The sequence below is a fragment of the Saprospira grandis str. Lewin genome, assembly GCF_000250635.1.
GTDB lineage: Bacteria > Bacteroidota > Bacteroidia > Chitinophagales > Saprospiraceae > Saprospira > Saprospira grandis.
In genome coordinates, this window is the sequence record NC_016940.1 from 1,750,464 (window position 1) to 1,764,987 (window position 14,524).

General features: G+C 48.8%; 12 protein-coding genes. 1 reads left to right on the forward strand and 11 read right to left on the reverse strand.

Features of this window, described 5'->3' with window-relative positions; translation table 11 throughout:
* Nucleotides 1-248 precede the first annotated feature (248 nt).
* The 11 genes from SGRA_RS07755 to SGRA_RS07815 all read right to left on the reverse strand — a co-directional run bounded on the left by SGRA_RS07755 (nt 249) and on the right by SGRA_RS07815 (nt 12,831).
* On the reverse strand, nt 249-1,013 hold the full coding sequence (locus tag SGRA_RS07755; protein ID WP_015692089.1) for an MBL fold metallo-hydrolase: 765 nt from the start codon (nt 1,011-1,013) through the stop codon (nt 249-251).
* Nucleotides 1,014-1,025: 12 nt separating this feature from the next.
* Complete coding sequence (locus SGRA_RS07760) at nt 1,026-2,801, reverse strand: T9SS C-terminal target domain-containing protein (protein WP_015692090.1); 1,776 nt, start codon at nt 2,799-2,801, stop codon at nt 1,026-1,028.
* A 358-nt stretch (nt 2,802-3,159) separates the two neighbouring features.
* Nucleotides 3,160-3,783, reverse strand: coding sequence for a polysaccharide deacetylase family protein (locus tag SGRA_RS07770; protein ID WP_015692091.1), 624 nt, complete (start codon nt 3,781-3,783; stop codon nt 3,160-3,162).
* The gene (locus tag SGRA_RS07775) at nt 3,770-4,516 is read right to left on the reverse strand and encodes a shikimate dehydrogenase family protein (protein ID WP_041329874.1); all 747 of its coding nucleotides are present in this window, start codon (nt 4,514-4,516) and stop codon (nt 3,770-3,772) included. Before SGRA_RS07775 ends, SGRA_RS07770 begins: the two co-directional genes overlap by 14 nt.
* A 340-nt stretch (nt 4,517-4,856) precedes the next feature.
* Entirely contained in the window at nt 4,857-5,912 is a 1,056-nt protein-coding gene (gene rfbB, locus SGRA_RS07780) for a dTDP-glucose 4,6-dehydratase (RefSeq protein WP_015692093.1), read from the reverse strand.
* Nucleotides 5,912-6,844, reverse strand: coding sequence for a UDP-glucuronic acid decarboxylase family protein (locus SGRA_RS07785; RefSeq protein WP_015692094.1), 933 nt, complete (start codon nt 6,842-6,844; stop codon nt 5,912-5,914). The genes rfbB and SGRA_RS07785 overlap by 1 nt, the downstream gene beginning before the upstream one ends.
* 6 nt (nt 6,845-6,850) lie before the next feature.
* A complete protein-coding gene (locus SGRA_RS07790) occupies nt 6,851-8,173 on the reverse strand; it encodes a UDP-glucose dehydrogenase family protein (RefSeq protein ID WP_015692095.1) in 1,323 nt (440 codons plus the stop codon).
* A 707-nt stretch (nt 8,174-8,880) separates the two neighbouring features.
* Nucleotides 8,881-9,702, reverse strand: coding sequence for a ParA family protein (locus SGRA_RS07795; protein WP_041329565.1), 822 nt, complete (start codon nt 9,700-9,702; stop codon nt 8,881-8,883).
* 319 nt (nt 9,703-10,021) lie between these two features.
* Nucleotides 10,022-11,272 carry a hypothetical protein gene (locus SGRA_RS07805; protein WP_015692099.1) on the reverse strand — a complete coding sequence of 417 codons (1,251 nt, stop codon included), beginning with the start codon at nt 11,270-11,272 and terminating at the stop codon, nt 10,022-10,024.
* 23 nt (nt 11,273-11,295) lie between these two features.
* Nucleotides 11,296-11,880 carry an RNA polymerase sigma factor gene (locus SGRA_RS07810; protein WP_015692100.1) on the reverse strand — a complete coding sequence of 195 codons (585 nt, stop codon included), beginning with the start codon at nt 11,878-11,880 and terminating at the stop codon, nt 11,296-11,298.
* Nucleotides 11,881-11,910: 30 nt separating this feature from the next.
* A complete protein-coding gene (locus SGRA_RS07815) occupies nt 11,911-12,831 on the reverse strand; it encodes a hypothetical protein (RefSeq protein WP_015692101.1) in 921 nt (306 codons plus the stop codon).
* Nucleotides 12,832-13,126: 295 nt separating this feature from the next.
* On the opposite strand from SGRA_RS07815, the gene SGRA_RS07820 reads away from it, so the two are divergent.
* Complete coding sequence (locus SGRA_RS07820; protein WP_015692103.1) at nt 13,127-14,458, forward strand: dicarboxylate/amino acid:cation symporter; 1,332 nt, start codon at nt 13,127-13,129, stop codon at nt 14,456-14,458.
* The last annotated feature ends 66 nt before the right edge of the window (nt 14,459-14,524 follow it).

Genomic DNA, 14,524 nt, shown 5'->3' on the forward strand with positions numbered 1-14,524 from the left:
ACTAAGTCAGTACTTTAACTTATCAGTAACAGTTGGGAATAAAAAAGGCGCAAAACCTAAGTTTTGCGCCTTTTAGGCGGCCGAAGCGGGAAGCCTAGCGAAAGCATAGCCGTTGAGCGGCCTAGCGATGCGAAAGGGGGCGGCGAAGCCGCAGACCAAGGCCGTCAGGCCGCAGGGCCGAGCAGACCTGCGAGCCCTGAAGCGTAGCGCCTGCCGCAGGCAGGAGGCCCCAAAAAGAAAAAACAACCCTAATCCACTTCTATTTCTAGGCCATCATAGGCAAAGCGAATATGCGGAGGCAGTTGGGCCTCTTGTTCTTCATGCAGGCCCATATAGTGGCTAATGTGCGTGATATAAGCTCGTTTTGGACCAATGCGTTTGATCTCCTCTAGGGCTTGGGCCAGGGTAATATGAGAATAATGCTCCTCATGGTGTAGGGCGCTAATGACCAAAGTATCCAGCCCCTGCAGATAGGCGTATTGGTCCTCGGGCATGGCCTTAAAATCGGTCAGATAGGCAAAATTGCCAATGCGGTAGCCCATCACGGGCAGGCGGCCGTGGCTATACTCCAGGGGCATCCAGTTTAGGCCGATGAGCGAAAAAGGCTGATTTTTTTCTACCGTTTGCAGCAAGACCCTAGGCACCCCAGGATAATCGGCGGCAAAAATGTAGGCAAAGCTCTCTTTGAGGGCCTTTTGGACACGGGTCGTGGCATAGAGCGGCATATCCATTTGCTGCCGAAAATTAAAGGGGCGAACATCATCTAGGCCCGCCACATGATCTCGATGTTCATGCGTAATGACCAAGGCATCTAGGCGATCTACCTGGGCGGCCAGCATTTGGGCCCTAAAATCGGGACCACTATCAATGACCACCCTTTGGCCCTGATGTTCTACAAGAATAGAGACCCGCAGGCGCTGATTTCGGGGGTCTTTGGATTGACAAACCTCGCAATCGCAGCCAATAACAGGCACCCCCTGAGAGGTCCCCGTTCCTAAAAATCGAATTTTCATATTGTAATTACTTTAGCGCAACAAAAAGAGCGAGCCCTTTTGCTGCTTGTCTTTGCCTTCTTCTAATTGATATTGGGCCAAATAAATATATACGCCTTGGGGAGCGGGGCGGCCCTTAATTTTCCCATCCCAGCCCTGCATAATATCGACAGATTCAAAAATTAGGGCGCCATAACGATCATAAATTTGTAGGTGGTAATTGCCTATATTTTGGCCCAAAGCCGCCCGAGGTCTAAAAATGGGGTTTCGACCATCGGGGGCCAAGGCATTGGGAAAATGAAGCAGGGGCTTTTGCTGCAGACAAAACTCATTGGAGCGGCTCGACCAAAATAAGTACTGCCCATTGGCCAGTTTTAAACGGCCCTCGGCCTGCACATAATAGCAGCGGTTGGCCTGCTCCGAATCCCTTAAATCTATAGGGTCTAAAAATGTTCGCTGACTGCTATCTAAAAAACTAATTTGCTGCCATTGGCCCTGCTCCAAAGCATAGAGCTGATAAAACTCGGCCTGCAGGCTATCGCCCTGCAAAGGCGACCAATCTAGGCGGTTTTCAAAATTGGCCAAGGCCTCTCCACTCAACTCTAAGCTTAGGGCTTGATTGCTCGAATAGCTTAGGCCGCAAAGGTCTTGGGCAATAATCCGATAATAATAGGGGCCCCCAGCACTGTCTATATTGACATCCAAATAGCTATTTTGTTGGCTCGACTGACTGGCCAAAACCAATCGGTCTTCCCACTGCTGCCCATCCGTAGAGCGCTGTAGACGCCCTTCCGCAAAATCACTATCCAAATCCCAACGCCAACTCACTTCTATACCCGCATTGGCTGGGGCATAGCTCAAGTCCGTCAATTCTAAAAAATCAATGGGTCGATTGGCGGAAATATTAAAATCTAAAACATTGCTATTCGCTCGATAGCTGCCATTTTCCTCCATGGCTTCTACCCAAAAACGCAACTGCTGCCCATCCTCGGCCCCTAGATAGCTATAAGTAGTCGTCAGAACGGTATCAATCAGCTGCGGACTGCCGCCATTTTCTTGCATCCAAAGCAAATAACCCGCTACCCCATCGGCCCAATTTTCATAGGCATTCCAGTTCAAATCTAAACGGCGGCTACAAGGCTCAAAGCTAGAAGATAAAAAGATGGAGCTATGTGGACCAGTAGTTCCATCATTGAGCGTTCCCTCTCCCAATGGCCCTTTATTGCAATTGCTCACGGCTACAATCGCATAACGCACCAGTAAATCTGCAGAATTCACATCCGTGAACTGCGTCCCTGTTACTAATTGGTTGTTGGCCGGATAAGGGAAAAAATTCCCCGATCCATAAGGATTCTCTTTGTATATCTGGTACCCAATAATGCCTGGGCTCGGACTAGCCGACCAGCGCAAAACAGGTACGCCCGTCTGCAAATCTACCGACTGAATATTGGGCGTAATGGGCCGAGCATTGTCAATAACCGCAGAACTGGCCAAAATACTCGCCCCGCAAAGCATCCCAACTTGATAAAAGCGGTTTCCCCCACTTCCATATAAATATAACTCCCCCAACTGCGCCGGGTCCGTAATCGTATCTATGGGCTGCAAGTTGCTGGCCGTAGGACCAGAAAAAACTACATAGCCCGTGAAATTTGTACAAAGATTGGCCGAAGACCAAGTCAGAGAATCATTGCTGCTGCCCGCCAATTGCCGAGCACAAAGATCAAAAACAGCCGCCTGCCCCCTTCCCCGCTCGGGCAAAAGACAAAGGAAAAACAAGAAGCCAAAGAAATATAAATAGATATTGCGCATAAAATTTTGCCTAGTTTGTTCAACAAGATAATCAAAAAGGAATAAAGGCCGAAAAGCCCGCCTATAGCAGCACTAACGATTTAAGCCCCCTAAAGATTACCCAGCACTTTCTTCCTTGGCCCTAAAATATCCGTTAAAGTCTAAGCTAAATTTCTAGTTTCATCCTTAATATTTTGGGGCTGCCCCGCCCTGCGGGCGGGTCGGGCTGTTTCGCAGCTCGCAAGTCTGCTCGGCCCTGCAGCGCTGCGCGCTTTGGTCTGGCGCTTCGCGCCACTGCTGTCCATCCCTCAGCCTGCGGCCCTCTGGGCCTGCTAGACGCAGAAAAGGAGCAAAACTTCGGTTTTGCTCCTTTTATCTTTTAGGGCAGGGCCTTAAAAGAATAGCCTTTTGCGCTAAAATATGCCAAGAGCTCTGGCAACAAAACTCGAAGGTGAGCGCCTGCCTTCAGGCTATCATGCAAGACGATAATGCTGCCATCTTGGGCCTTTTTTTTGAGCAGCTGCATAGATTGTTGGGGACTTCTTTGGGCGTCAAAATCACCGGGAATAATTTCCCAGGCAATAATTTCATAGCCTTTGGCCCGAATCGCCTTGGCTTGGCTGGGCCGAATGCGGCCATAAGCTGGGCGAAAATAGCGAGATTGGATAAACTGCTCGGCTTTTTCCAAATCGGCTAGATAGTCGGCCGTACTGCTTTTCCAGCCATTGAGGTGGGCGTAGCCGTGCATGGCCAAGCAATGCCCTTCGGCTAGGGTGGCTTGGGCCAAATCGGGTAGGGCCGCTACATTTTTGCCCAAGCAAAAAAAGCTAGCTTTCGCTTGATAGCTAGCGAGTTGGTCCAAAATCCAGCGGCTATGTTCTGCCGTGGGACCATCATCAAAAGTAAGGTAAAGGCAAGGCCCAGTAGCAGAAGGCGGATAATGCGTGCGCATAGTGGAAAAAAAGCGTTGCCAAAAGCGGGGCGTATATTTAGGATACCACATCTCTATTCCAGATTTCCCAAGATTTTTCGGCTTGGCCAATGAGCATAGGCAAGCCATTTAATGTTTTGGCGCCTTGTTCGGCCCCTTTTTGCAAAAATAGGGTTTGGGCGGGATTATAAACGAGGTCGTATAAATAATGATTTGGGCCAATGGCCTCATAGGGCAAGCTGGGGGCCTGATCTATATTGGGGTACATGCCCAGGGGCGTTGTATTCACAATCAATTGATAATCTGCTAAGAGTTCGGGGCTGAGGTCGCTGTAGCTCAGTTGCCAGCGTTCTGGGGTTCTGGACACTACCTTATAGGGAATCTCTTCTAGTTCTAGGGCGTGGGCCACTGCTCGGGCAGCTCCGCCATGGCCCAAAACGAGAGCTTGTAGGGCGGGCCCCTCTCCTAGCAGCTCTTGCAGCCCTAAGCGAAAGCCCATCACATCGGTATTATGGCCCATGAGTTGGCCATTGGGCAAAAACTGAATACAATTGACGGCCCCCACGGCCACTGCCGTAGGTGCTAAAACCGAGAGATAAGGAACTACGGCCTGTTTATAGGGAATCGTTACATTAAGTCCCTGCAAATTGGGGTATTGGGCCAAGAGATTGGGCAGGGCCTCAATTTGGTCTAGGGGAAAGGCCTTATATTCGGCAGCCAGGCCTGCTTTTTCAAATTTCTGATTAAAGTAATTGGGAGAAAAGCTATGTTGGAGGGATTTGCCCAATAAGCCATAAAGTTGCATGCGAATAAGATTAGTGGGGAGAGAAAATAATTGGTCCAATTGGATTTTGCAGGGCCGAAGGCCCGCAGGCCACAACAAGGCCTTTAGGCCGCAGTTCGACGACCAAAGGGAGTAACCGATGTGGCGGGGAGGCCCGTAGGGCCGCAGGCCTAGCGATGTGCAGCAGTGCGGCGAAGCCGCAGACCAAGGCCGTCAGGCCGCAGGGCCGAGCGACCCGACCAACGGGAGCCGACGCAGCGAAGCAAGTAACAGCGAGCCCCGCAACGTAGCGCCGCAAGGCGCAGCCGCAGCGGAGGCCCCTAAAAAAGCAGAAAGCCCCCAAAAGGAGGCTTTACATGATCTATTGATATTGTTTTTCGTAGTAATCGCGGTAGCTACCAGAGACAATATGCTCCAGCCAATCTTCATTATCGAGATACCATTTGACGGTTTTTTCTAGGCCCTCTTCGAATTGGAGAGAGGGGCCAAAATCCAGTTCATTTTGCAATTTACTGGCATCGATGGCATAGCGGCGATCGTGGCCGGGGCGGTCCTTAATGAAAGTAATGAGTTGTTCGGCACTACCGGCTTCTCGGCCCAGTTGTTTATCCATAATTTTGCAGAGCAGGCGGACAAGGTCGATATTTTTCCATTCATTATGGCCACCAATATTATAGGTTTCGCCCAATTTTCCTTGGTGGAAAATTTTATCAATAGCGGCGGCATGGTCCTTTACCCAGAGCCAGTCGCGGGTATACTTCCCGTCGCCATAAATGGGCAAAGTCTTCTGCTTTTTGATGTTATTGATACAGAGCGGAATCAGTTTTTCGGGAAACTGATTGGGGCCATAATTATTGGAGCAATTGGAGATGACCACAGGCAGGCCGTAGGTATGGTGGTAGGCGCGCACAAAATGGTCGGAGCTTGCTTTGGAGGCCGAATAAGGCGAGCGGGGATCGTAGGCGGTGTCCTCCGTAAAGAGGCCCGTTTCGCCTAGAGTGCCATACACCTCATCGGTAGAGACGTGATAAAACAGCTTATTCTCCATATTATTGGCCCAAGCCTTACGGGCGGCTTGCAGGAGTTGGAGGGTTCCCATCACATTAGTTTCCACAAAAGCGAGAGGATTCTCGATAGAGCGATCCACATGAGATTCTGCGGCTAGGTGAATCACGCCATCAAATTGGTATTGCTCAAAAAGTTGGTCGAGCAGGGCTTGGTCCAAAATATTGCCTTTGACAAAGCTATAATTTGGGGCTTGCTCTACCGATTTGAGATTTTCTAGATTGCCGGCATAAGTGAGGGCATCTAGATTGACAATTTGATAGTTAGGATATTTATTCACGAGCAGCTCCACCAGATGGCAGCCGATAAAACCGGCGCCCCCAGTAATGAGCAAAGTTTTTTGATTTTTCATTAGAGGAGTACTTTTTTGAAGTATTCATAAGTTTTGGCCATTCCTTCGGCGCGGCTCACCTTGGGTTCCCAGTCTAAGATTTCTTTAGCTAGGCTAATATTGGGTTGGCGTTGTTGGGGATCATCTTTGGGGAGTGGGCGGTAGCCGATGCTTCCTTTGCCGACCATTTGGACCACCTCTTTGGCGAAGTCGAGAATAGAGATTTCGTCGGGATTACCAATATTCACAGGCATAGCATAATTGCTCATGAGCAGGCGGAAAATGCCTTCAACCAAATCGTCTACATAGCAGAAAGAGCGAGTTTGTTGTCCTTTACCGAAGACCGTAATTTCTTGGTCCAGCATGGCTTGCGAGAAGAAAGCGGGAAGAGCTCGGCCATCATCTACGCGCATACGGGGACCATAAGTATTAAAGATCCGTACGATGCGAGTTTCCAGTTGGTGGTAAGTATGATAAGCCATAGTAATAGCTTCTTGGAAGCGTTTGGCTTCATCATAGACGCCACGGGGGCCGATGGGATTCACATTACCCCAATAATCTTCTGTTTGGGGGTGAACAAGGGGGTCGCCATAGACCTCTGAAGTAGAGGCGACCAAAATGCGGGCATTTTTGGCTCTAGCCAAGCCCAAAAGATTATGCGTACCCAAAGAGCCTACCTTGAGGGTTTGGATTGGAATCTTGAGGTAATCAATAGGGCTAGCGGGAGAGGCAAAATGCAGGATATAATCGAGTTCTCCGGCCACATGAACAAACTTAGAGACATCATGATGATGAAACTCGAAGCGTTCTAGGGGAAAAAGGTGTTCGATATTGCGGATATCGCCAGTAATGAGGTTATCCATGCCGATCACGTGCATGCCTTCGGCAATAAAGCGATCGCAAAGGTGAGAGCCCAGAAAACCTGCGGCTCCAGTAATCAATACGCGTTTCATAATTTATTAGGCTTTAGGGTGAACCGTAGCACGGCCAATACTTTCGTAATAAAAAGGTTGCTCACGCATTTGCTCTAGCGAGTAAAGGTTGCGGCCATCAAAGATGACCTTGCTATTGAGCAGGCTGGCAATTTTCTCAAAATCGGGTGTGCGGAACTCGTTCCATTCGGTTAGAATAGCCAAAGCATCTGCACCTTCTAAGGCTTCATATTTATTTTCGCAAAGCGTAATTTTATCGCCAAAGATTTGTTGAATATGGCTCATTGCTTCGGGATCAAAAGCCTGTACTTTTGCGCCTAGCTCTAGCAACTGTTCAATAATCAAAAGTGAGGGCGCCTCACGGATATCGTCGGTATTGGGCTTAAAAGAAAGGCCCCAAAGAGCGATTGTTTTCCCCTTAAGTTCGTCGCCATAATAGTTTTCTAGCTTTTCGACTAGGCGGTTTTTCTGTCTTTGGTTCACCTGCATGACCGACTTTAGAATTTTAAAGTCAAAATCATACTCTTCTGCTGTTTTGGCCAAGGCCTTTACATCCTTAGGGAAACAGCTTCCGCCATAACCGATACCTGGAAATAGGAAGCGCTTACCGATGCGATTATCTGAGCCCATTCCTTTGCGGACGGCATCTACATTGGCGCCTACACGCTCGCAGAGGTTAGCGATTTCGTTCATAAAAGAAATGCGGGTAGCCAGATAAGAGTTAGCGGCATATTTGGTCATTTCGGCCGAGCGCTCATCCATAAAATAGATGGGATTACCTTGGCGGACGAAAGGCATATAGAGTTTCTTCATCAAGTCACGGGCGCGCTCAGAGTTGGTTCCGATCACTACACGGTCGGGCTTCATAAAATCTTCTACGGCAACGCCTTCTCGCAAAAACTCGGGATTAGAGACCACATCAAAGAGAGACTCGTCTAGGTTTTTGGCCAAGATGGCATGTACTTTTTCGGCAGTGCCTACGGGCACGGTACTTTTATCGACAATCACCTTATAAGAAGTGATTATTTTGCTAAGGTCATCTGCTACGCCCATCACATAAGAGAGGTCGGCGGCGCCATCGCCACCGGGAGGGGTAGGCAGGGCCAAAAAGATAATTTCTGCATCTTTGATCGCCTCGGCCAGATTGGTCGTAAACTTAAGGCGGCCAGCCTGAGCATTGCGCTCAAAAAGGTGGTCCAATTCGGGCTCATAAATGGGAACCTGTCCGGCCTGCATTTGCCGCACTTTTTCTTCATTGATATCTACACAAATTACGTGATTGCCTGTTTCGGCAAAACAAGTTCCTGTTACTAGCCCAACATAGCCAGTCCCTACGATTGCAATATTCATAGCCTAGAAATGATAATTATGGTTTAAAAATCTGGGCAAATATACAGTGAACTCATTTAAAAACAACTGTCCTTGCGCTTGAAAGCTAATTTTGCGCCCTTCCTCGTTATTTTTCTCCACGATAGCGCTGCTATCCTGTCAAAAAATGCCTAAAATGACTCAAAATTTTTACTCAAGCGCTATAAGAACGTCATCTTCAAAGGAGTTCAGTGAACTCATTTAAAAACAACTGTCCTTGCGCTTGAAAGCTAATTTTGTGCAGGCTAAGCAGTTGGCTTTTAATTGAATTTTCTTGTTTTTGGACCTCTTGATCGAGGTCCTCTTAAGCCCATTCCATTATTTTGATGAAAGAAGAAGCTGTTTATTCTTCTATTTAGTCGTAATTTTTGTCACAGAGGGTTTTGTTTTGGGGCCTCCGCAGCAAGCTGCGGCGCTACGGTTACTCCCTTTGGTCGTCGAACTGCGGACTAAAGTCCTTGTTGTCAGGGCTCGCTACTACTTGCTTCGCTGCGTCGGCTCCCGTTGGTCGGGTCGCTCGGCCCTGCGGCGGCAAAGCCGCCTAGGTCTGGCCGAACGGCCACCCTTTCACATCGGTTACTCCCTTCGGTCGTCGAACTGCAGCCTAAAGGCTTTGTTGTGGCCAAACGAGCTAGACAAAAAAGCGGCTGCGCCCTTGGGGCGCAGCCGCTTCTGTTGGCCCAAAGCCATTAGTCTTTATTGGCTTGTTTGCGCAACTGTGCTTTGAGTTCTTTTTCCTCGCCTTTTTGTCCGTTCTTGCTCAGAATTTCTTGGGCCAGATTAAAGAAATTGATGGCGCCTTTAGAGCTAGCATCGTACATAGCGACGGGTTTACCTTCGCCTGGGGCTTCGGCAATTCTAGAGTTTCGGTGGATGACCGTTTTAAAGACTCTTTCGCCAAAGTACTTGCGGGCCTCTTCTACCACCTCTTTGGCGAGGCGGAGGCGGGCATCGTACATAGAGAGCAGGATGCCTTCAATATCGAGTTGTTTATTGATTTGGCTTTTGACTAGGCGGATGGTATTCATCAATTTGCCTAGTCCTTCTAGGGCAAAGTACTCGCATTGGACGGGGATGACTACAGAGTCTGAGGCCGTCAGGGCGTTTACGGTAACTAGGCCCAAAGAGGGCAAACAATCAATAATAATAAAGTCGTATTCTTCTTTGAGGGGGGCAATTAGGCCCTTCATGATATACTCTCTTTGCCAGCGGTTGATCAGTTCGATTTCTGCGCCGACCAGATTGATATGGGCGGGCAGTAGGTCTAGGTCGGGCGTAGAGGTAGACTGAATAATTGTTTTGGGGTCCAGTTCATTGACCAAACAGTCATATAAGCTCTGTTCGATACTATCTGGAGAGATGCCTACTCCTGAGGTGGCATTTGCTTGGGGGTCTGCATCAATGAGGAGGACCTTATGCTCTAAGATGGCAAGGCTAGCGGCCAGGTTGATGGCTGTAGTGGTTTTGCCCACTCCTCCTTTTTGGTTAGCGATGGCGATTACTTTTCCCATATGATTACTGCCCGAGGGCATTTATTAACGTCTTTTTGGATACCCAACAAAAGTAATTTTTTTTTCCCTCAATTACAAATAGAAGATTGGGGCTGGGGCTACTGCTTGGCGGCGGGCGATTTGGCCAAAACTGGGCTTGGCCCAGCGCTGCGGAGTGGGTGGCCGAAGGCCAGACCTAGGGCGGAACGAAGTGGAGCCCGCAGGGCCGAGCAGACCTGCGAGCCCCGCAGCATAGCGGCGGCCGACCTAGGCGAAGCCTAGCCGGCCGCGGGCCCCAAAAAAAGCCCCCCTACAAAAAGTAGAGCGGCTTAGCTTTAGCTTATTTCAATTTACCGAGGGCTTTAAATTGGCCATTGGCTTGTTGTTGCCAGAGTTGATTTTGGGCATCTAGGCCCCAGAGATTTTTAATCTTGGCCTTGGGCAGTAGGGGCTTTTGGGCATTGCTGCGGTAAACCAATCCCTCTTCGGTCTCGATAATGAGTTCTTTGAGGGCCAGTTGCTCCCCATTTTCATTTTGAATAGTGAGGGTTTTATCGCTAGCCAACACCTCTTGCCAGGGGGTATTTTGGCCATAAGCCCAGCTGCCTGACTCTTGGATCAGCTGCTGTTCTGCCTTGGCCAGGGCTAGGGCTCTTTGCTCTTTTTGAGCCGCCAATTTTTCTTCATATTGGGCCAACTCCTTTTGGTAGCGCGCCTGGCTAGCTTGGGTGTAAGGAATAAGGGGCTGCACGGCTAGAGACAGCTTTTGGTCCTTATTTTTGAGTTGCAATTGGTAGTGCAATTCGTCCTGTTTTTGGATACTGATATCCGTCCAGTTCACCTCAAACCAATCGCCCTTAATTTTAGATTTAGGGGCCACCCAGAGCAGCTCCTTATATTGGGCCAAAGTTGGAAACTCCTGCGCATCTAGGTCTACATTAAAGACCTGCATATTTTCCTTGAGCTTTTCGGGAGCCAAAGGCTTTTTGGGCAAGGGAAACTCTGCTTCAATTTGGGCCTGTAAGGCTGCCGTTTCGGCAGTAGCCATAGGCTGCCAACTTTGGTTGGCGGCATTAAAGCGATAGAGGGCCAAGTTGCCTTTTTCGGGCCAAAAAAGCTGTAGATTTTCGGCCTCCGTTTGCAATTGCCAAACGGCTTTTTGCCAAACAAAATCGCCTGATTCTTGGGCCAAAGGCAGCAAGCCCGCCTGATAGCTCGCCAAAGGCGTTTGGATAATGCGGCAGCGAAGGTCTTGCGGGAGCTCGCCCTGCTGGGCCTCTAGCTGAGGCGGCAAAGCTGCGGCATAAGCCTCATATTCGGGCAAAAAGTTGAGTACGTCCTGATTTTTTGCGCTTTCTTTAGGCAGCATCCACCAGCTCAAAATGGCCAAGAGAATAGCCATAGCCGCCCCCAATCCATAGCGGATAGCGGCTGGCGTTTTGGCCTTGGGCTCCTCTGCGGCCTGCGGTTTTTCAGCTTGCCCAGTTTGCGCTTCAAACTGCCCCATCAGGGCCTCAAAGTCTTGGTACTGAGCAATTTTCTCGCTGCTAAGCGGAGGTAAATCGCGTTCAATTTTGTAATTGTTATTCATGACAGTTAGTTTATGTTAGTGGTCTATGCCAGCTTTTTGAGCATTTTTTTCATTTTCTGTAAGAGCCGATACACCTTCACTTTTGCATTATTTTCGGTAATATCTAAGATCTCTCCTACTTCCTTGAATGGGCGCGACTCGAAGAAGCGAAGCTCCAATATTTGGACCTCCTCGGCCTTGAGTTGCTCAATAATTTCTTGCATCTGTTTGTAGCGAAATTCTAGACCAATTTTATCCTCAATCTCCATTTCGTCTTGCAACAGCTGCAGTTGTTGTTCTTCAATGTGCACCACTCTATGTCGGCGGTTTTTTCTAAAAAACTGGGCAATTTCATTGCTGGCCAAGCGGTACAGCCAAGCCCCAAAAGCTAAGCCCCTAAACTCGTAGCTGCCCAGATTTTGCATGGCTTTTAGAAATACCTGAGAGCAGAGGTCTGCGCTCAAGCTCTCATCCCCCGTCCGCTTATAAATGAAGCGAAAAATGGGTTCATGATAACGCCTATACAGTGGCCCAAATGCCCGAGGCTGTTGCTGCGCCTGCTGTATCAGCTCCCATTCGGCTTTTAGTTCTTCTTGGGTTTTTGGAATATGGTTGGAAGATGTACTCATCTGTCTTTCTTACTGTGAACGGACTGCGTTCTATTCGCTAATAGAGTATTGAAAATCATAGACGTATTGTCGCCCTGCTTTTTCTACAATTTTACGAGATAATAGCCCTGCTGGCCCCTCGTATTCATAGAAAATGCGCTCCTCCAATTGCCGATCGCCATCCGCACTAAAGCGATAGCGTTCTTTTTTGGCGAGCCGTTGACTACTATACTGGTAATTTTCATCCCAAATTAGTCGATTCCTTCGGTCTTTCCTAGTTTTTGTCAATACTTGCCCTTTTTCATTCAGCTGGGCCCGCTCTCTATATACTAAACGGTGTTGGTCATGATAAAGACGAGCCAATTCGGCCTCTTGCTCATAGCTATACAAAAGTAAGCTTTTGTTGGGCCAAATGGACTGCATGGCATTGAGGTCCCTCATTTGTCCTACATCCTCTACTTTTTGCCGCAACAAACGCCCCTGCTCATCAAAGTCATAAACAAAGAGTTGCCGAAACTGCCGCTCCTGCTTATATTCCGTCACCTTTTGCAAAGGAACCGAGTCTTTTTTGTACAAAAAGCTGTGCAAATACACCAACTGCTCCTCCTGCAAACTGTCAAACTCGAATTCATCAATGGCCAAAATTTGCCCCTGCCGATAGTAGTAGTCCAAACGACGCTCCTTATCGCCCGTTGGCAAATAATAGGTACTTTTATGAGGCTTTCCATCCCGAAGGATATGCCGCTCCAACTGATAGGCCGCCTGCACTTCCTTGCCCAAAGCCCCCAAAGACAAACTGCTATCCAACTCATTGATAGCCAACCAAACAGATAGGTCATTGTAGCCGCCAGCCTCTCGCAAAGCCACTACAGAATAGGGCCGTTCGGGATAAACCTCTGCAAATTTATCTTGCAGCAGCTGGGCATTTAGCCCCCAACTCAAAGCAGAAAAAAGTAGCAAAAGACGCATCATGAAAAAAAGAATTTAATTTATCGACAGACTTTATTTATTTTTTGGGGCCTCCGCAGCAAGCTGCGGCGCTATGTTGCGGGGCTCGCAGGTCTGCTCGGCCCTTCGCTTTTTTTCGCTTTGCTCAAAAAAGCTCGGTCTGGCCTGGCGGCCACCCCTCCACAGCGCTAGGCCAATAAACGCCCGGCCCAAAACAAAGTCTCTCCACATTCATTAAGACAAAATTACTCAAAAGATACAAGGATGCTCAGGCCTTTTTGTTTGCAAGCTGCAATTTTGCCCAAAAAAAATTATCTACATGAAAAAACTAGCCCTACACTGGCAAATTTTATTAGGCATGTTAGCCGGTATTGTCCTAGCAGTCATCGCCCTGCAATTTGGAACCACCCTAGAAAATGGGGAGAATACCGCCGCCATCTTTATCCAAAACTGGATCAAACCCTTTGGGACCATTTTTATTAACCTGCTCAAAATGATTGCGGTCCCTCTTATTGTCACTTCGCTCATTAAAGGGGTGGCCGATCTCCAAGATATTTCTAAGCTCTCCCGCATGGGCGGCCGCACCATTCTCTTTTATGTTTGTACTACCATTATCGCCGTGAGCATCGGCCTGATTATGGTCAATCTCATTGAGCCCGGCGGCGGCGTTTCTGAAGCCACCCGAGACGGCCTTTTGGCCCAGTTTAAAGGCGATGCCGATAGCAAGATTATGGCCGCCGCCGCCGAAAAAGGCAAGGGCCCTCTCCAAGCCCTAATTGATCTGGTCCCTTCCAATATTTTTGTGGCCCTCTCTAATAATGGGCTGATGCTGCAAACGATTTTCTTTGTCATTTTCTTTGGCATCGGCATTATCTTGATTGATCCCCAAAAAGCCGAGCCCGTCAAGGCCTTTTTTGATGGGGCCAATGAGGTGGTCCTCAAACTTATTGATCTCATTATGTTGGGCGCTCCCTATGGCGTTTTGGCCCTTATGGCCTCTCTTGTGGCCGAAGCCCCCGATGCCGAGATTTTCTACGCCCTGATTTGGTACGCCCTAACGGTGGTCCTTGGCCTAGCTAGCCTTATTGCTATTGATGTGCTGCTGGTTATGCTCTTTGCCAAAAAGTCGCCTAGCTTTTTTACCAAAAATATTCTCCCCGCCCAATTACTTGCCTTCTCGACCAGTTCTAGTGCTGCTACTCTGCCCGTTACCATGGAGCGAGTAGAAGAGCATATTGGCGTGAGCAAGGAGGTCAGTAGTTTTGTTTTGCCCGTTGGCGCTACCATCAATATGGATGGGACCAGTTTGTACCAAGCCGTTGCCGCCGTATTTATTGCCCAGGTCCTCGGCTATGAGCTCACTTTGGGTGCCCAACTAAGCATTGTAATGACCGCTACTCTCGCCTCTATTGGCTCCGCGGCCGTGCCCGGTGCGGGTATGCTCATGCTGGTGGTGGTCCTTGAGTCTATTGGGGTCCCCTCTGCAGGTATTGCCCTCATCTTCGCTATTGACCGCCCCCTCGATATGTGTAGAACGGTGGCCAATGTTACTGGAGATGCCATGGTGGCCACTTCTGTAGCTGCTAGCTTGGGCGAACTCAAAGAACCTGAGGTTAAAAATTGGGATGACCACTACCATAAGGAGGAATAAACTCAAGGCTTTTTTGCATAAAAAGGCCCAATCCTTTAAAGGATTGGGCCTTTTGCCATTTATACG